This is a genomic window from Microbacterium sp. Nx66 (assembly GCF_904066215.1).
GTDB classification, from domain to species: Bacteria; Actinomycetota; Actinomycetes; order Actinomycetales; family Microbacteriaceae; genus Microbacterium; species Microbacterium meiriae.
Window position 1 is genome coordinate 2,114,892 of the sequence record NZ_LR880474.1, and the last position, 18,550, is coordinate 2,133,441.

An 18,550-nucleotide genomic window follows, 5' to 3' on the forward strand; every position below is an offset into this window, starting at 1 on the left:
CGTCACGTCCATCGCCGCAACAGGTACTTCTCCAGCAGTGCGAGCACGCCGTTGGTGATCGTGCCGAGCAGCGCCAGCAGCACGATGGAGAGCAGGATACGGTCGACACGCCCGGTGCTCTGCGAGTCCGTCAACAGGAACCCGAGCCCCATGGACGAAGCGATGAGCTCGGCGGCCACGAGGAACAGCCATGCCTGCGCGAGCGCGAGACGCAGCCCCGCGACGACGGAGGGCACGACGGCCGGGAGCTGGACCGTGCGGAACAGCGACCAGCCGTGCAGGCTGAACGAGCGTCCCGCCTCGACGAGCTGCGGGTCCACGTGACGCAGTGCCGAGGCGACCGTCGTGTAGACCGGGAAGAACGCGCCGATCGCGATGAGGGTCACCTTGGACTCCTCGCCGATCTGCATCCACAGGATCAGCAGCGGCACCCAGGCGAGCGACGGGACGGCGCGAACGGCGGCGAGGGTGGGACTGAGCAGAACGTCACCCCACCGCGAGAGTCCGACGATGCCGGCCGCGGCGAGCCCGATGACCGAGCCGATCGCGAATCCGAGCAGCACCCGCTGGACGGAGATGGCGATGTGGGTCCAGAGCTGTCCGGTCTCGGCGAGTTCCACTCCGGCCTGGAAGACCGATCCGGGCGTCGGGAGTCGGTACGGCTCGATGAGCCCGGCCGTCGTGACCACCTGCCAGGCGATGAGGATCACGGCGGGGAGCAGGAAGCCCCCGAGGATCCGCACGACAGGCGGCAGGCCAAGCCGTGCTCCCCCGGGCCTCCCGCGGGGAGCACCCTTCGCGAACTCGAGCGCGTCCCGCGATTCCGCCGGGACGACCACCCGCTCCTCGAAACCGGTCACTCGCTTGCGCCCGCCTTCGTCGCGAAGGTGTCGTTGATGATGCTGGAGAGCGCCTTGTCGACCGATGCCTGACCGCCCTGCACATCGCCGGACTCGACGAGCACCGGCGCGATCTTCTCGAGAACGGCGAGCTGGTCGTCACCGGGGACGCCGCTCACGTCGAGGTTCGACCGCTCCTGGATCACCGTTGTCGCGACCTCGAGGTCGATGCCCGCGACGTCGGCGAGCAGGGCGGCCGTCTCCTCCGGGTGCTCGATCGCCCAGACGCGCGCCTCCTCGTAGGCGTCGACGACGGCCTGTGCGAGATCCGGGTGGTTGTCGATGAAGTCCTCGGTCGCGTTGAGGAAACCGTAGGTGTTGAAGTCGACGTTGCGGTAGATGAGCTTGTCGCCCGACTCCTGCTCCGCAGCGGCCATGATGGGGTCGAGACCCGCCCACGCGTCGACGGACCCGCCGTCGAGCGCGGCCCGCCCGTCCGCGTGCTGGAGGTTCTGCACCTCGACGTCCGCGAGCGACAGCCCGCCCTCCTCCAGCGCCTGCAGGAGGAAGAAGTACGGGTCGGTGCCCTTGGTGGCCGCGACGGACGCGCCCTTGAGGTCCTCCACCGACGTGATGTCGCTGTCGGGACCGACGACGATGGCCGACCACTCGGGCTGGGAGTAGATGTCGATGACCTGGATGGGGGAACCGTTGGCGCGAGCGAGCAGCGCGGCCGAGCCCGCCGTCGAACCCACGTCGACCGAGCCGGAACGCAGCAGCTCGTTGGCCTTGTTGGACCCGGCGGACTGCACCCATTCGACGGTCACGTCGTCGCCGAGGATGTCCTCGAGGATGCCCTGGTCGCGGATCACGAGGCTGAGCGGGTTGTAGGTCGCGAAGTCGATGGACAGCGTGTCGGCGGACCACTCGCCGCTCCCGGCGGGCGTGGACTCGGCGTCGGCCGTCGCGTTCTCGCCGGCGACGCAGCCGGTGGCGACGAGCATCATCGTCCCGGCGACGGCGATCGCAGGGATGATGCGGCGGGTGATGGTGCTCATCGGGTCTCCTTGAGGGTGTGGTGGTGCGTGTCGACGCCGAGCCCTTCGAGGAGCTCGGCGCGCAGGTCGGCGAGGCCGCGGTCGGCGCGGTCTCGGGGGCGGACGCCGGGGACGTCGACCGTCCGCGCGACGGACGACTCGTCGTCTCCCGCGCCGACGGTGCGCAGCAGCAGCACGCGGTCGGCGAGGTAGAGGGCCTCCTCCACGTCGTGGGTCACGAGCAGCACCGTGGTGGGCTCGGCGGCGTGGATCTTGAGCAGCAGGTCGTGCATGCGCAGACGGGTGAGGGCGTCGAGCGCGCCGAACGGCTCGTCCAGCAGCAGCACCCCGGGGTTGCGGGCGAGAGCGCGGGCGAGCGAGGCGCGCTGGGCCATGCCGCCGGAGACTTCACGAGGGCGCTGGTCGGCGGCGTGCTCCAGTCCGACGAGCTGCAGCAGCTCACGCACACGTGTCCGTCCGGCGACCCGGCCGGTGCCGCGCGGCAGTCCCAGTTCGACATTCTGGGCGAGCGTGCGCCATGGAAGCAGCCGCGGCTCCTGGAACGCGACAGCGGTGCGCTCGTCCACGTCGGCGACGCCCGAACCGTCGAGCCGGATCGTGCCCGTGGTGGGAGCGTCGAGGCCGCCGATGAGGCGCAGCAACGTGGACTTCCCACACCCCGACGGGCCGACGACGGCGACGATCTCCCCGGCGGCGATGTCGAGGTCGATGCCGCGGAGCACCTCTCGCCGGCCCTGCGCGAGCGGGAACGAGCGCGCGATGCCGTCGAGGCGGACGGGCTGCGCGGAACCCGACCCCTTCGGGGCCTCGGCAGTGCGCGACGCAGCGGGCAGGAGGGCGGTCATGTCCCCATCGTGTCGGAGGCTCTGGATTGTTACGAATGCGGCCGTAACGTTGCGTCACGCAGCGGTTTCCGGGGGTCCGGGCATGCGAAAAGGGCCGTCACACCCGCCGTGAAGCGGGGTGACGACCCTTTTCGGAGTGTTACTTAGGAGTTGCCGCCCGAGAGCTTCTCGCGCAGAGCCGCGAGAGCCTCGTCGTCGGCGAGCGTGCCGGCGCCGGCCGTCTCGCTCGAGAAGGACTGGCCGCCGAAGTCGTCGCCGGCCGCAGCCTCGGCCTCGGCCGCCTTCGCGACCTGAGCCTTGTGCGCCTCCCAGCGAGCCTGGGCCGCAGCGTACTCCTGCTCCCATGCCTCGCGCTGGGCGTCGAAGCCTTCCTTCCACGCACCGGTCTCGGCGTCGAAGCCCTCCGGGTACTTGTACTCGCCGTTCTCGTCGTACTCGGCGAGCATGCCGTACAGGGCCGGGTCGAACTCGGTGCCGTTGGGGTCGACCGACTCGTTGGCCTGCTTCAGCGACAGCGAGATGCGACGACGCTCGAGGTCGATGTCGATGACCTTGACGAAGACCTCTTCGCCGACGGAAACGACCTGCTCGGCCAGCTCGACGTGCTTGCTGGAGAGCTCGGAGATGTGGACGAGGCCCTCGATGCCGTCTGCGACGCGGACGAACGCACCGAACGGAACGAGCTTGGTGACCTTACCCGGCGTGACCTGACCGATCGCGTGGGTGCGGGCGAAGACCTGCCACGGGTCCTCCTGCGTCGCCTTCAGCGACAGGGAGACGCGCTCGCGGTCGAGGTCGACCTCGAGGATCTCGACGGTGACCTCCTGGCCCACCTCGACGACCTCGGAGGCGTGCTCGATGTGCTTCCAGGACAGCTCGGAGACGTGCACGAGGCCGTCCACGCCGCCCAGGTCGACGAACGCACCGAAGTTGACGATCGACGACACGACACCCTTGCGGACCTGACCCTTGTGCAGGTTGTTCAGGAACGTGGTGCGCGACTCCGACTGCGTCTGCTCGAGGAGCGCACGGCGGCTGAGGACGACGTTGTTGCGGTTCTTGTCGAGCTCGAGGATCTTCGCCTCGATCTCCTGGCCGAGGTACGGCGTGAGGTCGCGGACGCGGCGCAGCTCGATGAGCGAGGCCGGGAGGAAGCCACGGAGGCCGATGTCGACGATGAGTCCACCCTTGACGACCTCGATGACCGTACCGGTGACGACGCCGTCGTTCTCCTTGATCTTCTCGACGTCTCCCCAGGCGCGCTCGTACTGCGCACGCTTCTTGGAGAGGATCAGGCGGCCTTCCTTGTCCTCCTTCTGGAGGACGAGGGCCTCGACCTCGTCGCCGACCTTGACGACCTCGTTGGGGTCGACGTCGTGCTTGATCGAGAGCTCGCGCGAGGGGATGACACCCTCGGTCTTGTAGCCGACATCGAGCAGGACCTCATCGCGGTCGATCTTGACGATCGTGCCTTCGATGATGTCGCCGTCGTTGAAGAACTTCAGGGTCTTCTCGACCGCGGCCAGGAAGTCCTCAGCAGATCCGATGTCGTTGATGGCGACCTGCTTGGTGGCCGGGGCGGTCGTTGCGGTAGTCATGTAGTGGGTTGTCCTTGTGAATGGATACTCGGGCTGCGGAGCAAGACCGCGCACGGTCGGGATGTGCTTCGCAGCAGGTGGATTGTGGTGTGTTCGTCACCTGGGCATGCGTGTACACGCCACGAGTGACAGTTCAGGCTACCAGAAGTTGCCGCCCTCTGAAGGAGCCGATTCCTCGCAGCCGCTCTGTGGATAACGTCGGCAGCGAGCTCGGCATTCCGCATACGGTGGCCCGGTGATCTCGCCCACCGCTTTCCGCCTGCTCGCCACGCTGGCAGTCGGCGTCTCGATGCTCTCCGGGTGTACCCCCACTGCGGAGCCCACGCCGACTCCCTCCCCCGCGTTCTCGTCCGAAGAAGAGGCCTTCGCCGCCGCCGAGGCCACCTTCTCCGACTACATCGACGCCCTCAATCGCGTCGATTTCTCTGACCCAGCAACCTTCGAGGGCGTCTTCAGCCATCTATCGGGGCAGGCGGCCGAATCCACGAGGCGCGCATTCAGCCAGTTTCATGCCGAAGGAGTCCGCACCTCAGGCGCGACGCGGTTCACATGGGTGAGCGGACTGTCCGCCGACGCCGACTCGGGCGAGGTCCAGGCTCGGGTTTGCATAGACGTGGGTGAAGTGGAAGTCGTCGACTCCGACGGTGCTTCGATCGTCGCTCCAGATAGACCATCTCTGCAACCCACAGTGGTTACCTTTGCAGCTACCGCCAACGCCGCCTCGACGATCTCCGACCTCCAGAACTCCGAGGGGTTTACGTGCGCCTCTTAGCCGCGGTCGTCGCGATCGCACTTTCAATGCCCGGCTTCATTGCTCCATTAAGCAGTGGCTGCAACGCGGCGGTGTCCTTCGTCACCGGGTGCTCCACCACCGGAAACCGTCTGACGATTGTCGCGGCCGAGAAGCGCTCAACGCCGAACGCCCCAAGTCACGAGCCTCCCAGATCCCCTGCGGTCCCCGAGGCGGAAAGCAAGGCGTGCCGGACCGACACGGTGCTGAGCCGGTCGTGCGGGATGTACGCGGTGCGGGTGACGGAGGAATCCGGGAGGCCGCTCACGATCGAGGATGTCGCGCAGTTCGCACCCGCCCCCGTGACCACGACGGCCGAGCCGGGCAACGTGGGCGTCGTGGGGATGCCGACCAACTTCGTGGCGACCGTCGCCGCACACACGGCGACCGGCACACTCCTCGACCGGCCCGTGACGGTGCGTTTCACGCCCGTTCGCGTCGTCTTCGACCACGGCGACGGCACGACGGCGGTGACGCCCGACGGCGGTCGCACCTGGTCGACGCTCGGGCAGGCGCCGTTCACGCCGACCGAGACGAGCCATACCTATACGCGACGGGGCACCTATTCGACGAGGACGACGGTCGCGTACACGGCGCAGGTCGACGTCGGCGGCGGCTGGTTCGCGGTTCCCGGTGAGCTGTCGATAGAGGGAGCGTCCCAGGACATCCGCATCTACGAGGCGACCACCGCGCTCGTGGCGCGGACGTGCGAGGAACGACCCGCGGCGGTCGGCTGCTGAGCGCCCGATGGGACACGCTCTACCCTGAATCCATGACCCGCGCCGAACGCCTCATGCTGCTCGACACCGCCAGCCTCTACTTCCGCGCGTTCTACGGGGTGCCCGACAAGGTCACAGCCCCGGACGGGTCCCCGATCAACGCCGCACGCGGCCTGCTGGACATGATCGCCAAGCTGGTGACGACCTACCAGCCGACCCACGTCGTGGCGTGCTGGGATGACGACTGGCGTCCGCAGTGGAGGGTCGACCTCATCCCCAGCTACAAGACGCACCGCGTGGTCGAGGTCGTCACCGGTGCGCCGGACGTCGAGGAGGTCCCCGACCCGCTGGAGGCGCAGATCCCCTTGATCCGGGAGACGCTCGCCGCCATCGGCATCCCCATCGTCGGCGTCGCCGAGCATGAGGCGGACGATGTGATCGGCACCCTCGCGACGAACGCGACGATGCCTGTCGACATCGTGACCGGCGATCGCGACCTCTTCCAGCTCGTCGACGATGCCCGGGACGTCCGGGTGATCTACACGGCCCGCGGCATGAGCAATCTCGAACTCGTCACGGACGCGACGGTCGTCACGAAGTACGGTGTCCTGCCGACGCAGTACGCGGACTTCGCGACGATGCGCGGGGACGCGTCGGATGGGCTGCCCGGTGTCGCCGGCATCGGCGAGAAGACGGCCGCCACGCTCCTGCAGAAGCACGGCGATCTGCTCGGTATCCGCGAGGCCGCGGACGCGGGTGAGGGCATGAGCGCGGGCATCCGCGCGAAGATCCTCGACGCGCAGGCCTACCTGGACGTCGCTCCGACCGTCGTCGCCGTCGCCACGTCGCTCCCGATCACCGCCCCGGGTGTCGCCCTGCATGCCCTCACGCCGGACGAGGCCGAGGCGGCCACGGCCCTCGCCGAGCGCTGGAACCTCGGCAGCTCCATGACCCGCGCCGTCACCGCGGTCACCGAGGCGGCGAAGGCGGTCGCGGACGCCTGACGAGGGCGTCCCTCACTCCGCCCAGGCGAGCAGACGCGACAGGCCCCACGTGGTGACGATGCGTGACGCCGGCACCCCGGCACGCTCCGCCCGCTCGGCACCGTGGTCCAGGAGCGACAACTGGCCGGGGGCGTGTGCGTCGGAATCGATGGAGAACAGGCAACCGGCGTCGAGCGCGATCGCGATGAGCTCGTCCGGCGGATCCTGACGCTCGGGACGGGAGTTGATCTCCACGGCGACCCCGTTCTCCGCACAGGCCGCGAAGACGGCGGCGGCGTCGAAGGCCGAAGGCGGGCGCGTGCCACGGTCCCCCTGCACGAGACGACCCGTGCAATGCCCGAGGACGTTCACCCGCGGATGCGACACCGCGGCGATCATCCGCTTCGTCATCGCCCGGCCGTCCATGCGCAGCTTCGAGTGCACGGAGGCGACGACCACATCCAGCTCAGCGAGCACGGCGTCGTCCTGATCGAGGGCGCCGTCTTCGAGGATGTCCACCTCGATGCCGGCGAGCAACGTGAATCCGTCCCCCGACTGCGCCCGCACCTGCGGGATCTGCTCACGCAGCCGTTCCACCGAGAGACCTCGGGCCACGCGGAGGCGCGGCGAATGATCCGTGATGGCCTGGTACTCGTGCCCCTGCGCGCGGGCTGCGGCGGCCATCACCTCGATGGAGGTCGTCCCGTCTGACCACTCGGTGTGAGCGTGCAGGTCTCCGCGCAGCTTTCCACGGAGCGCAGACACCCGCTCAGGCTCGACGTCCCCGCGCAGTTCGATCAGATACTCCGGCACGTCGCCGGCCTGAGCCTGCCGGATGACGGCGAAGGTCGACTCGCCGATGCCCTTGGCCGCCCGAAGACGCGTCGGGTCGTCCTGCACATCGGCAGGGAGGTCCTGGAATGTCGCGGCCGCCTGACGGAAGGCCTTGGCCCGGTAGCGCGACGCCCGCTCCCGCTCCAGCAGCGAGGCGATCTCGAGCAGCGCGTCGACCGGATCCATGGTCACTCCTGAGGGGCCGCCAGCTCGCGGCTCACGCCGATCCACTGGTCGAGCTTGGCCAGTGCACTCCCGTCGTCCACGGCAGCGGATGCACGGGCGAGCCCGTCGCGGAGGCGCTCGAGGATCGGCCGCTGCACCTGGGTCGCGTCCTGGGAGAGCTCGAAGGCGACGATCCCGGCGGCGGCGTTCAGGAGCACGATGTCCCGGACGGGCCCCTGCTCCCCCGCGAGCGTCCGCCGGAGCACGTCCGCGTTGTGGGCGGGAGACCCGCCGATGAGGTCGGACAGGTCGGCGAGGGGGATGCCCAGGTCGCGCGGGTCGAGATCGTGTTCATGGATGTCCCCGCGGGTGACCTCCCAGATCCTGCTGTGCCCTGTGGTCGTCAGCTCGTCCAGGCCGTCGTCGCCGCGGAACACCAGCGCCGTGGCCCCCCGCGTGCGGAAGACGCCGGTGATCAGCGGCACCCGCTCCATCTGTGCCACGCCGACCGCGTTCGCCTCCGCGCGCGCCGGGTTGCACAGCGGACCGAGCATGTTGAACACGGTCGGCACGCCGAGCTGCGACCGGACGGCACCCGCATGCTTGAACCCGGGATGGAAGGCCCCGGCCCAGGCGAAGGTGATGCCTGTCCGGTCGAGGATCGAGGCGACGGCCGCCGGGTCGAGCGAGAGCTCGAGGCCGAGCGCACCGAGGACGTCGGAGGAGCCGGACGCGGAACTCGCCGCCCGATTCCCGTGCTTGACCACCGGGATGCCTGTCGCGCCGATGATCACGGCCGCCGTCGTCGAGACGTTCACCGTACCCACGCGGTCCCCACCCGTGCCGACGATGTCCAGCACATTCGGGGAGACCGGAAGCGGCACGGCCGCTTCGAGGATGGCGTCACGGAAGCCGACGATCTCATCGATCGTCTCGCCCTTCGCGCGCAGCGCCACGAGGAACCCCGCAAGCTGCGCCTCGGAGACCCCACCCTGCATGATCTGCCGCATGGCCCAGGTGGACTCCCAGACGCTGAGGTCGCGACGCTCCAGGAGAGAGGTGAGCACGTCGGACCAGGTCAGGGAATCAGCCATGTGTGCGATCCTATCGGCGCGGAGAAAACGTGCAGTGCGATCCGAGCGGGCGCGCAGACACCGAACGTGCGGCGTTTCCCGCGTATTCACCGGGTATTCGCAGTGTTTTCTTAGGGTCCCCTAAGTCACCGACGGGCGAATCGAGGGCCGGGGGTGCAAGAATCACGCTCGCGGATCGGCCATAATGGAGGGGTGACGACCTCAGCGACGTATGCCCCGGCGGCGAGAACCATCAAGCGGCCCAACCCGGTAGCTGTCGGCACCATTGTGTGGCTCGGCAGCGAGGTGATGTTCTTCGCGGGACTCTTCGCGATCTACTTCACCCTCCGCAGCACCTCACCCGAGCTGTGGGCCGACCGTACCGAGCTCCTGAACGTCCCCTTCGCGGCAGTGAACACGGCGATCCTCGTGCTCTCCTCGTTCACCTGCCAGATGGGTGTGTTCGCGGCGGAGGACCTGCAGCCGTACAAGATCGGCAAGGGACAGAAGAACGGCGCCGGCCGCCGTCGCCTGTTCGGCTGGGGCATGGTCGAGTGGTTCTTCCTCACCTTCGCCCTGGGCGCGATCTTCGTCTCCGGCCAGGTCTGGGAGTACGCACAGCTGGTCGCGGAGGGCATGCCCATCCAGGCTGACGCCTACGCCTCGGCCTTCTACCTGACCACCGGCTTCCACGCCCTCCACGTCACCGGCGGACTCGTCGCGTTCCTCCTGGTGATCGGCCGCGCGTACGCCGTCAAGAACTTCCGGCACAAGGAGGCGACCTCCTCGATCGTGGTGTCCTACTACTGGCACTTCGTCGACGTCGTCTGGATCGTGCTGTTCTTCGTTATCTACTTCCTGAAATAAGAGCGGAGCTGATCCCCGAGATGGCACGAGAGAAGAAGCGCCGTTCGAGCGGTCGTCGCAGCCCACTGGCGGCGGCCGCGCTCATCGGAGCAGGCCTCATGATCACCGGCGCTGTGTACGCGGGTGCGACCGCGGCATTCGCCGCCAACGACGCGCCCACGGCATCGACGCAGCTGACGGTCGAGGACGGCGAGAAGCTGTTCACGGCCAACTGCGCCACCTGCCACGGCCTCGACCTGGAGGGCACCCCCAACGGCCCGAGCCTCTACGGCGTCGGCGAGCTCGCGGTCGAGTTCCAGGTGTCGACCGGCCGTATGCCGCTGCAGATGCAGGGACCGCAGGCCCCCCAGAAGGAGCCGCAGTTCACCGAGGAGCAGATCCTCGCGATGGCGGCCTACGTGCAGTCCGAGGCCCCCGGACCGGAGTTCCCCTCCGAGAAGATCCTCGACGGCGAGGGCGACGTGGCGCACGGCGCCGAGCTCTTCCGCGTCAACTGCGCGATGTGCCACAACGTGGCCGCCGCCGGTGGCGCACTGACCGAGGGCAAGTACGCTCCGGCGATCACCGAGACCAGCGCGCTGCACATCTACGCCGCCATGGTCACCGGCCCGCAGAACATGCCGGTCTTCGGCGACATGAACCTGTCCGACGAGGACAAGCGCGACATCATCTCGGCTCTGCTCTTCCAGCAGCAGTCCGTCCAGATCGGCGGCTTCTCCCTCGGCTCGCTCGGACCGGTCTCCGAGGGCCTGTTCGTGTGGATCTTCGGTATCGGCGCTCTGGTCGCCATCACCGTGTGGATCACGGCGAAGTCCAACTGACGCTTATTCATCGAAGAGGAACGTACGAGGAGCACCATGGCACACGACGACGACTCGCAGGCTCTTGACAGGGCCTACCAGCCCTCTCCGGGGCTGGGTGTCGCAGTCAGCGATCCCGTGCAGAACCCGGGTCTTCCGCCGCACCGTGAGCGGATGACCGACAAGGACCCGCGCGCCGAGAAGACCGCGGTCCGCACCGTCTACACGCTGTTCTACCTGTCCCTCGCCGGGAGCATCTGGGCGGTCGCCGCCTACATGCTGTTCCCGATCGAGAGCGGCGCGCTCATCGACATCCGTCAGAACAACCTCTTCATCGGTCTCGGCATCGCGCTCGCGCTGCTGGCCCTCGGAATCGGTGCCATCCACTGGTCCAAGGCGCTGATGTCCGACAAGGAGTTCATCGAGCACCGCCACCCCACCCGGGGCAAGGACTCCACGCGTGAGGCCGCCATCAAGGCGTTCTCCGACGCGAACGAGGAGTCCGGGTTCGGACGCCGCACGATGATCCGCAACTCGCTGTTCGCCGCGATCGTGGCGTCGATCATCCCCGGCGTGACGCTGTTCCGCGGCCTCGCTCCGCACTCGACGCCGGACGACCCCACCGCGGGCGACCCGGTCGCGCTGCTGAAGCACACGATGTGGGACGAGGGCATGCGCCTGGTGCGCGACCCGGACGGCACCCCCATCCGCGCAGCGGACGTGACGCTCGGCTCCGCCTTCCACGTCATCCCCGAGGACCTCGCGGAGCTCGGGCACGACGAGGGCTACCTCGAGGAGAAGGCCAAGGCCATCGTGCTGATGATGCGCCTCCGCCCCGAGCAGCTCACTGAGGCCGAGGACCGCAAGGACTGGTCCTACGACGGCATCGTCGCCTACTCCAAGGTCTGCACGCACGTCGGCTGCCCCGTCGCGCTGTACGAGCAGCAGACCCACCACCTGCTGTGCCCGTGCCACCAGTCGCAGTTCGACGTCACGGACCACGCGAAGGTCATCTTCGGCCCGGCCGCCCGGCCGCTGCCCCAGCTGCCCATCACCGTGGACGACGAGGGCTACCTCATCGCACGCAGCGACTTCACCGAACCCGTCGGCCCGAGCTTCTGGGAGCGCCATTGAGCACCGCAACGCTGTCCAAGGACGAGAAGGACACCAAGGCGCCTCTCGGCGGCCGTTTCGTCGGCGCCGCGTCGAATTACATCGATGAGCGCACCAGCCTCTCGGGCTTCGTCAAGGAGCTCGGTCGCAAGATCTTCCCCGACCATTGGTCGTTCATGCTCGGTGAGATCGCGCTCTGGAGCTTCGTCGTCGTGTTCCTGTCCGGAACCTTCCTGACGTTCTTCTTCCAGGCCTCCATGGTGGAGACCCACTACACCGGCGCGTACGCCCCCATGCGCGGCATCGCGATGTCGTCGGCCCTCGAGTCGACGCTGCACATCTCGTTCGACCTCCGCGGCGGTCTGCTGGTCCGCCAGATCCACCACTGGGCCGCGCTGGTGTTCATCGCCGGCATCGGTGTGCACATGCTCCGCGTGTTCTTCACGGGTGCGTTCCGCAAGCCGCGCGAGCTCAACTGGGTGATCGGCTTCGTGCTGTTCATCCTCGCGATGGCGGAGGGCTTCACCGGCTACTCGCTCCCCGACGACCTGCTCTCGGGTAACGGCCTCCGGATCATCGACGGCATGATCAAGGGTCTCCCGCTGATCGGCACCTGGACCTCGTTCCTCCTCTTCGGCGGCGAGTTCCCCGGTACCGACATCGTCGGACGCCTGTACACGCTGCACATCCTGCTGCTGCCGATGCTGGTCATCGCCTTCATCGCCGTGCACCTGATGCTCATGATCATCAACAAGCACACGCAGTTCGCCGGCCCCGGCCGGACGAACGACAACGTCGTGGGCTACCCGATGATGCCGGTCTACATGTCCAAGATGGGCGGCTACCTGTTCATCGTCTTCGGCACCATCGTGCTGATCGCGACGTTCTTCCAGATCAACCCGATCTGGAACTACGGACCGTACGACCCCTCCCCCGTCTCGGCGGGTACGCAGCCCGACTGGTACATCGGCTTCGCAGACGGCGCGCTCCGTCTGGCGCCGTCGAACTGGGACATCGTGTTCCTCGACCACACCTGGTCGTTCGGCATCCTGGCCCCGGTCGCCGTGCTCGGCCTGTTCATCGTCATCGTCGCGATCTACCCCTTCATCGAGGCGTGGGTCACCGGTGACAAGCGTGAGCACCACATCGCCCAGCGCCCGCGCAACGCGGCCACCCGCACCGCGATCGGCGTCGCCGGCGTCATCTTCTACGCGGTCCTGTGGGCGGCGGCCTCTTCCGACCTCATCGCGACGCACTTCATGCTCACCATGGAGGGCGTGATCCACACGCTGCAGGCGCTGCTGTTCCTCGGCCCGATCATCGGCTACTTCGTCACGAAGCGCATCTGCATCGCGCTCCAGAAGAAGGACCGCGAGATCGTCCTGCACGGCTTCGAGTCGGGCCGCATCGTGCGTCTCCCCGGCGGCGAGTTCATCGAGGTGCACCAGCCGGTCGACAAGTATGACCGCTGGAAGCTCATCGACATCGACGGTTACGAGCCGCTCGTCGTCCGTCCGAACGCGAAGGGCCGCATCCCGTGGACGGAGAACCTCCGCTCGGCGATGTCGCGTTGGTTCTTCGAGGATCGCCTCGCCCCGCTCACGCAGGCCGAGATCGATGCCGCGGACGCTCACCAGCACCACGTCACCGAGGGCAACGAGGCGGCGGAGGTCGCAGAGATCCAGGGCGCTCATGAGCGTGCCGGCTTCCCCGACGCCCCGCTCACTGTCGACGAGACGCACGTCGATGAGACTCCGAACACGCCCAGCACGGTGATCTCCACCGAGCCGGTCAAGAAGCCTCGGAAGAAGAAGTCGGAGGACGACGAGTAATCGTCACCCCCCCTCGTGAAGGCCCCGTCCGCTCGGACGGGGCCTTCGTCGTCTTCGCCCCGATGAGAGGATCGAATCATGTCATCCGTCGTCCGTCTCCTCCACGCACCCCAGCTCGCCGATGCCCCCGACGCCTATGCAGCCACCGCACCCGCGGACGCCCGTCTCGTCTTCCTCGCCGGAGCCTGCCCCCTCGAGGATGACGGCACGGCCACGGCTCCGGGCGACGACGCAGCGCGGGCCGCGCGGTGCGTGGAGACCGTGGAGCAGGCTCTCCAGGCCGCCGGCGCCACCCTGATGGATGTCATCAGCACGCGGGTCCTGGTGGCCTCTTCCGCGCAGCGCGAGCTCGTCACCGCCCGATGAGGCCACTCATCCGGTTCGCGACCGCCGCCGACCACGTCGTTCTCGAAGAACTCGAGCGCGCCGCCGACCTCATCCTGATCGAGCATTTCGGGGCGCGGTCGTGGCCACCCCCCACCTCGAACGAGGAACGCCAGGATGCCCCGGGGTTCGTCCTTGTGGCGGCTCTCCCCTCCCCCGCCGACGAGCATGCCGGCGATCCCGCGACGCCCGTCGGCTTCGCGCACGTCCTCGAGGTGGACGGGGAGGCGCACCTGGAGCAGCTCTCCGTGCGCCCGGAGCACGCCCGCCGCGGCGTCGGACGCGCGCTGGTGGTGGCCGCTCAGGAGGAGGCGCGACGTCGAGGCCATCGGCGCCTCACCTTGCGCACCTACGCGGACGTGCCGTGGAACGCCCCCTTCTACGCCCGGTGCGGCTTCGAGGAGTCCGCGCCGGACACCGACTTCCTGCGCGCGCTCGTCGGCGTCGAAGAACGGCTGAACCTCTCCGTCCACGGCCGACGGATCCAGATGACCGCACCGCTCTGAGGAGGATCGGCAGGATTCGTGCGATGCGCGACGGGAACACTCATCCGTGCGACGCCCACGTTCCGTAATCTGAACTCATGATCGACCGTGCCGACTACTTCGCTGCCCGCCTCGCCTATGAGACCGACCCGAGCGACGTCCATGCTGATCGCGCCGCTGGCCGCCCCCTCGTCGTGGTCGACGTGCGCTCGACCGAAGCATGGGCTCAAGGGCGCGTCGCCGGAGCCGTCCACATGCACCACAGCGAGATCGCGGACAGGGCGCCGCGAGAGATCCCCCGCGACGCCGACGTGGTCGTGTACTGCTGGAGCCCGGGGTGCAACGGTGGTGTGCGCGGTGCGCTCGAGTTCGCGCGCCTCGGCTATCGCGTGCGCGAGATGATCGGCGGCTTCGAGTACTGGGTCCGCGAGGGGTACCCCGTCGAAGACGCCGACGGCGTGCACCATCGCCCGATCGACCCGCTCACCGGCATCCCCCGGATCCGTACCCGGGCTTGACCACGGCACCCAAACGAGGAAGGCCCCCGGAGTGATCCGGGGGCCTTCCTTCGTGTGCGGGGACTCAGCGGGCGAAGTTGCCGCGGTAGTACTCGTAGACCCAGCCGACGATGGCGACCACGAAGATGGCCAGACCGATCGGGAGGAGGAAGTGCCCGACCGCGAGGCCCACGACGAACACGCCGGCCGATGCCGCGAGGACCAGCGGCCACCAGGACCACGGGCTGAACTCGCCGAGCTCGGGGTCGCCGTCGTCGATGTCCGACGTGAGGATGTCCTCAGGCAGCTCGCCGTTCTGCGCCTTGTGCGTCCGGTCCAGGTAGAACGCGACCATGGCGCCCATGAAGGCCGAGAAGAACAGGGCGACCGTGCCGACCCACTCGATCTGGTTCACGAGCGGAAGGCCGGGGTGAGCCAGGATGTTCCAGCCGGTGTAGACGACGCCGACGAGGGCGAAGAACGCGGTCAGGACCCACCAGATGATGACGTTGTCGCGCATGACTCAGTGGCCCTCTCGCTCGCCGGGTGCGGTGGTCGCGAACTCCGCGGCCTCCGGGTGGTTCAGGTCGAAGGCCGGACGCTCGCTGCGGATGCGCGGGATCGACGTGAAGTTGTGCCGCGGCGGCGGGCACGAGGTGGCCCACTCGAGCGAGGCGCCGTAACCCCACGGGTCGTTCACCGTGACCTTGGGCGCCTTGCGTGCCGTGATCCAGACGTTCAGGAAGAACGGCAGCATCGAGGCACCGAGGATGATCGCGCCGATCGTCGAGACCTGGTTCTGCCAGGTCCAACCGTCCGCCGCGGAGTAATCCGCGTAGCGCCGGACCATGCCGTCGACACCGAGCCAGTGCTGGATGAGGAAGGTCATGTGGAAGCCCACGAACAGCATCCAGAAGTGCACGTAGCCGAGGCGCTCGTTGAGCATGCGGCCCGTCCACTTCGGCCACCAGAAGTAGAAGCCGGCGAACATGGCGAACACCACCGTGCCGAACACCACGTAGTGGAAGTGCGCCACGACGAAGTACGAGTCGCTGAGGTGGAAGTCGAGCGGCGGGGCCGCGAGGATCACACCGGTGAGACCACCGAAGACGAACGAGACGAGGAAGCCCAGTGCGAACACCATCGGCGTCTCGAAAGTCACCGAACCTCGCCAGAGCGTGCCGATCCAGTTGAAGATCTTCACACCCGTCGGCACCGCGATGAGCATCGTCATCAGGGCGAAGAACGGCAGGAGCACCGAGCCGGTGACGTACATGTGGTGCGCCCACACGGCCACGGACAGCGCGGCGATGGCGATCGTCGCGTAGACGAGGGTCTTGTATCCGAAGATCGGCTTGCGGCTGAACACCGGGAAGATCTCGGAGACGATGCCGAAGAACGGCAGCGCGATGATGTAGACCTCGGGGTGGCCGAAGAACCAGAACAGGTGCTGCCAGAGCAGGACTCCGCCGTTCTGCGGATCGTAGATGTGGGCACCGAGCACACGGTCGGCGGCGGCGGCGAAGATCGCCGCGGCCAGGACCGGGAAGGCCATCAGGATCAGCAGGCTGGTGATGAGCGTGTTCCAGCTGAAGATCGGCATGCGCCACATCGTCATGCCGGGCGCGCGCATCGTGATGATCGTCGTGATGAAGTTCACTGCACCGAGGATCGTGCCGAAGCCCGAGATGCCGAGACCGAGCATCCACAGGTTTCCGCCCGCTCCTGGCGAGAACGACGCGTTGGCCAACGGCTGATAGGCGAACCACCCGAACGAGGCCGCACCCTGCGGGGTGAGGAAGCCGGCGACCGCGATGGTCGAGCCGAACAGGAACAGCCAGAACGCGAAGGCGTTCAGACGCGGGAAGGCGACGTCCGGAGCACCGATCTGCAGCGGCAGGATCGCGTTGGCGAAGCCGGCGAACAGCGGCGTCGCGAACATCAGCAGCATGATCGTGCCGTGCATCGTGAACAGCTGGTTGTACTGCTCCTTCGTCGGGACGATCTGCATCCCCGGCGCGAAGAGCTCAGCACGGATGACAAGCGCCATCACGCCACCGAGGAGGAAGAACATCACCGAGGCGATGAGGTACATGTACCCGATCGTCTTGTGGTCAGTGGAGGTGATCCACTTGACGACGATGTTGCCCTTCTGCTCCACACGCGAGGAGCTCATCAGAGCGGCCTGACGCGCGGGCAGGGTGGTGGGACGGGAGCGGGGTGCCTCGTCGGTGCGAGGAGCTTCAGTGGTCGACATGGCTTACTCCTCTCCTTCCTCGGTTTCGGTCTTCCCGGAGGTGCCGGGGAGGTTCGAGAGACGGTCGTACGCGTCGGTGATGTCCCCGGTGTTGCCCTCTTCCTCGAGGGACTCGAGGTAGGCGTCGTACTCGTCCTGCGAGACGACCTTCACGTTGAAGAGCATCATCGAGTGGTACTCGCCGCAGAGCTCGGCGCACTTGCCGGCGTACTCGCCCTCGCGGGTGGGGATGAAGGACCAGGAGTTGTCCTTCCCGATGAACATGTCCTTCTTGTAGAGGAAGTCGATGATCCAGAAGGAGTGGATGACATCGCGCGACTGGAGGTTGATCGTGACCTTCTGGTCGACCGGGAGCACCAGCGTCGGCAGCTCGGACTGGTCGATGTTGCCTGCCGCGTCCGGCTGGGCCTGGATGCCCATCGTCCAGACGGTGTCCTCTTCGGTCTCACCGTTGTACTGGAAGTCCCATGCCCACTGCTTGGCGATCGCGGTGATCTCGACGTCGGGGTCATCCCACTTCGTCTCGATCTCGGTCTGATCGCGAGCCGTGAAGAAGAACATGCCGAGCACGAGGATGAGCGGCACGATCGTGTAGAAGATCTCGATCGGCATGTTGTAGCGCATCTGCACCGGGAGGCCGGTCTGGCCCTTGCGCCGGCGGTACGCGATCGCAGCCCAGGCCATGAGGCTCCAGGTGACGACGCCGACCGCGAGGAGAACGATCCAGGAGTTCACCCAGAGGGACGAGACGCGCTCCGTCTGGTTGGTTGCTGCCGGACCACCGTCCACGAAGCCCGGAAGAAAGCCGTTCAGCTCGGTGGGAGTACATCCCGCCAGAGCCACAGCTGCCACAACTCCCACAGGGAGTGCGGCCCAACGAAGGCGGCGTTTCGAGGGCACGATGCACCTTTCAGATCGCGGACAAGGCATGTTCAAGTCTAGAGCAACCTCACACCTGATTCATGCCAACCATGCAGGTTGAGAAGCGGAACGGCCGCCGTCACGCGAGGTGACGACGGCCGTTCGCGGGAAGAACGTGTCAGTGGAAGCTGTCGCCGCAGGCGCAGCTGCCCGCCGCGTTCGGGTTGTCGATCGTGAAGCCCTGCTCCGAGATGGTGTCCTTGAAGTCGATCGAGGCGCCGTCGAGGTAGGGAACGCTCATGTTGTCGACGATGACCTCGACGCCGTCGAAGTCGACCGTCTCGTCACCCTCGAGGAAACGCTCGTCGAAGTAGAGCTGGTAGATCAGGCCCGAGCAGCCGCCGGGCTGCACGGCGACGCGCAGACGCAGGTCGTCGCGGCCCTCCTGCTCCAGGAGGTTCTTCACCTTCGTGGCGGCGGCGTCCGTCAGCTTGACGCCGTGTGCGCTGGTGGTCTCTGCGGACAGGATGGTGTCGCTCATGTCGCTCCT

20 protein-coding genes are annotated in these 18,550 nt (G+C 67.5%); 10 read left to right on the top strand and 10 right to left on the bottom strand.

Going from position 1 to position 18,550, the window contains the following annotated elements; translation table 11 throughout:
* Positions 1-2: 2 nt before the first annotated feature.
* From MICNX66_RS10085 to rpsA, 4 genes are all read right to left on the bottom strand, one after another.
* Positions 3-755 carry an ABC transporter permease gene (locus tag MICNX66_RS10085; protein ID WP_232089242.1) on the bottom strand — a complete coding sequence of 251 codons (753 nt, stop codon included), beginning with the start codon at positions 753-755 and terminating at the stop codon, positions 3-5.
* Between the two features lie 101 nt (positions 756-856).
* Entirely contained in the window at positions 857-1,897 is a 1,041-nt protein-coding gene (locus MICNX66_RS10090) for an aliphatic sulfonate ABC transporter substrate-binding protein (RefSeq protein ID WP_187661764.1), read from the bottom strand.
* The gene (locus MICNX66_RS10095; protein ID WP_187661765.1) at positions 1,894-2,742 is read right to left on the bottom strand and encodes an ABC transporter ATP-binding protein; all 849 of its coding nucleotides are present in this window, start codon (positions 2,740-2,742) and stop codon (positions 1,894-1,896) included. The genes MICNX66_RS10090 and MICNX66_RS10095 overlap by 4 nt, the downstream gene beginning before the upstream one ends.
* Before the next feature lie 143 nt (positions 2,743-2,885).
* Entirely contained in the window at positions 2,886-4,340 is a 1,455-nt protein-coding gene (rpsA, locus tag MICNX66_RS10100) for a 30S ribosomal protein S1 (protein WP_187661766.1), read from the bottom strand.
* Positions 4,341-4,575: 235 nt separating this feature from the next.
* Between rpsA and MICNX66_RS10105 the strand changes: the two genes are divergently transcribed.
* From MICNX66_RS10105 to MICNX66_RS10115, 3 genes are all read left to right on the top strand, one after another.
* Positions 4,576-5,112, top strand: a complete 537-nt coding sequence (locus tag MICNX66_RS10105) for a hypothetical protein (RefSeq protein WP_187661767.1) — start codon at positions 4,576-4,578, stop codon at positions 5,110-5,112.
* 257 nt (positions 5,113-5,369) lie between these two features.
* Positions 5,370-5,870, top strand: a complete 501-nt coding sequence (locus MICNX66_RS10110) for a hypothetical protein (protein WP_187661768.1) — start codon at positions 5,370-5,372, stop codon at positions 5,868-5,870.
* Between the two features lie 32 nt (positions 5,871-5,902).
* Positions 5,903-6,853 carry a 5'-3' exonuclease gene (locus MICNX66_RS10115; protein ID WP_232089043.1) on the top strand — a complete coding sequence of 317 codons (951 nt, stop codon included), beginning with the start codon at positions 5,903-5,905 and terminating at the stop codon, positions 6,851-6,853.
* Positions 6,854-6,865: 12 nt separating this feature from the next.
* Here MICNX66_RS10115 and MICNX66_RS10120 read toward each other — a convergent pair whose 3' ends face one another.
* Together MICNX66_RS10120 and trpD are read right to left on the bottom strand one after the other, a co-directional pair.
* Complete coding sequence (locus MICNX66_RS10120; RefSeq protein WP_187661769.1) at positions 6,866-7,852, bottom strand: PHP domain-containing protein; 987 nt, start codon at positions 7,850-7,852, stop codon at positions 6,866-6,868.
* 2 nt (positions 7,853-7,854) lie between these two features.
* The gene (trpD, locus tag MICNX66_RS10125) at positions 7,855-8,925 is read right to left on the bottom strand and encodes an anthranilate phosphoribosyltransferase (protein ID WP_187661770.1); all 1,071 of its coding nucleotides are present in this window, start codon (positions 8,923-8,925) and stop codon (positions 7,855-7,857) included.
* A 192-nt stretch (positions 8,926-9,117) separates the two neighbouring features.
* Here trpD and ctaE point away from each other — a divergent pair, with 192 nt between their 5' ends.
* The 7 genes from ctaE to MICNX66_RS10160 all read left to right on the top strand — a co-directional run bounded on the left by ctaE (position 9,118) and on the right by MICNX66_RS10160 (position 14,903).
* On the top strand, positions 9,118-9,771 hold the full coding sequence (gene ctaE, locus MICNX66_RS10130) for an aa3-type cytochrome oxidase subunit III (RefSeq protein WP_101845082.1): 654 nt from the start codon (positions 9,118-9,120) through the stop codon (positions 9,769-9,771).
* A 20-nt stretch (positions 9,772-9,791) separates the two neighbouring features.
* Complete coding sequence (gene qcrC, locus MICNX66_RS10135; RefSeq protein WP_187661771.1) at positions 9,792-10,592, top strand: cytochrome bc1 complex diheme cytochrome c subunit; 801 nt, start codon at positions 9,792-9,794, stop codon at positions 10,590-10,592.
* A gap of 36 nt (positions 10,593-10,628) precedes the next feature.
* A complete protein-coding gene (gene qcrA / locus MICNX66_RS10140; RefSeq protein ID WP_187661772.1) occupies positions 10,629-11,705 on the top strand; it encodes a cytochrome bc1 complex Rieske iron-sulfur subunit in 1,077 nt (358 codons plus the stop codon).
* Positions 11,702-13,516 (top strand): cytochrome bc1 complex cytochrome b subunit, encoded by a 1,815-nt coding sequence (gene qcrB / locus MICNX66_RS10145; RefSeq protein WP_187661773.1) that lies wholly within the window; start codon positions 11,702-11,704, stop codon positions 13,514-13,516. The genes qcrA and qcrB overlap by 4 nt, the downstream gene beginning before the upstream one ends.
* A 78-nt stretch (positions 13,517-13,594) precedes the next feature.
* The gene (locus MICNX66_RS10150) at positions 13,595-13,882 is read left to right on the top strand and encodes a Rid family hydrolase (RefSeq protein ID WP_187661774.1); all 288 of its coding nucleotides are present in this window, start codon (positions 13,595-13,597) and stop codon (positions 13,880-13,882) included.
* The gene (locus MICNX66_RS10155) at positions 13,879-14,406 is read left to right on the top strand and encodes a GNAT family N-acetyltransferase (RefSeq protein ID WP_187661775.1); all 528 of its coding nucleotides are present in this window, start codon (positions 13,879-13,881) and stop codon (positions 14,404-14,406) included. The genes MICNX66_RS10150 and MICNX66_RS10155 overlap by 4 nt, the downstream gene beginning before the upstream one ends.
* Before the next feature lie 77 nt (positions 14,407-14,483).
* Entirely contained in the window at positions 14,484-14,903 is a 420-nt protein-coding gene (locus MICNX66_RS10160; RefSeq protein WP_187661776.1) for a rhodanese-like domain-containing protein, read from the top strand.
* Positions 14,904-14,967: 64 nt separating this feature from the next.
* Here MICNX66_RS10160 and MICNX66_RS10165 read toward each other — a convergent pair whose 3' ends face one another.
* The 4 genes from MICNX66_RS10165 to erpA form a co-directional block, all read right to left on the bottom strand.
* Complete coding sequence (locus tag MICNX66_RS10165) at positions 14,968-15,402, bottom strand: cytochrome c oxidase subunit 4 (protein ID WP_025105064.1); 435 nt, start codon at positions 15,400-15,402, stop codon at positions 14,968-14,970.
* 3 nt (positions 15,403-15,405) lie between these two features.
* Positions 15,406-17,139: an aa3-type cytochrome oxidase subunit I gene (gene ctaD, locus MICNX66_RS10170; protein WP_187661777.1), complete on the bottom strand. Its 1,734-nt coding sequence runs from the start codon at positions 17,137-17,139 to the stop codon at positions 15,406-15,408.
* 3 nt (positions 17,140-17,142) lie between these two features.
* Positions 17,143-18,039 carry an aa3-type cytochrome oxidase subunit II gene (gene ctaC, locus MICNX66_RS10175; RefSeq protein WP_187661778.1) on the bottom strand — a complete coding sequence of 299 codons (897 nt, stop codon included), beginning with the start codon at positions 18,037-18,039 and terminating at the stop codon, positions 17,143-17,145.
* A 139-nt stretch (positions 18,040-18,178) separates the two neighbouring features.
* Positions 18,179-18,541: an iron-sulfur cluster insertion protein ErpA gene (gene erpA, locus MICNX66_RS10180; RefSeq protein WP_187661779.1), complete on the bottom strand. Its 363-nt coding sequence runs from the start codon at positions 18,539-18,541 to the stop codon at positions 18,179-18,181.
* Between the last annotated feature and the right edge of the window lie 9 nt (positions 18,542-18,550).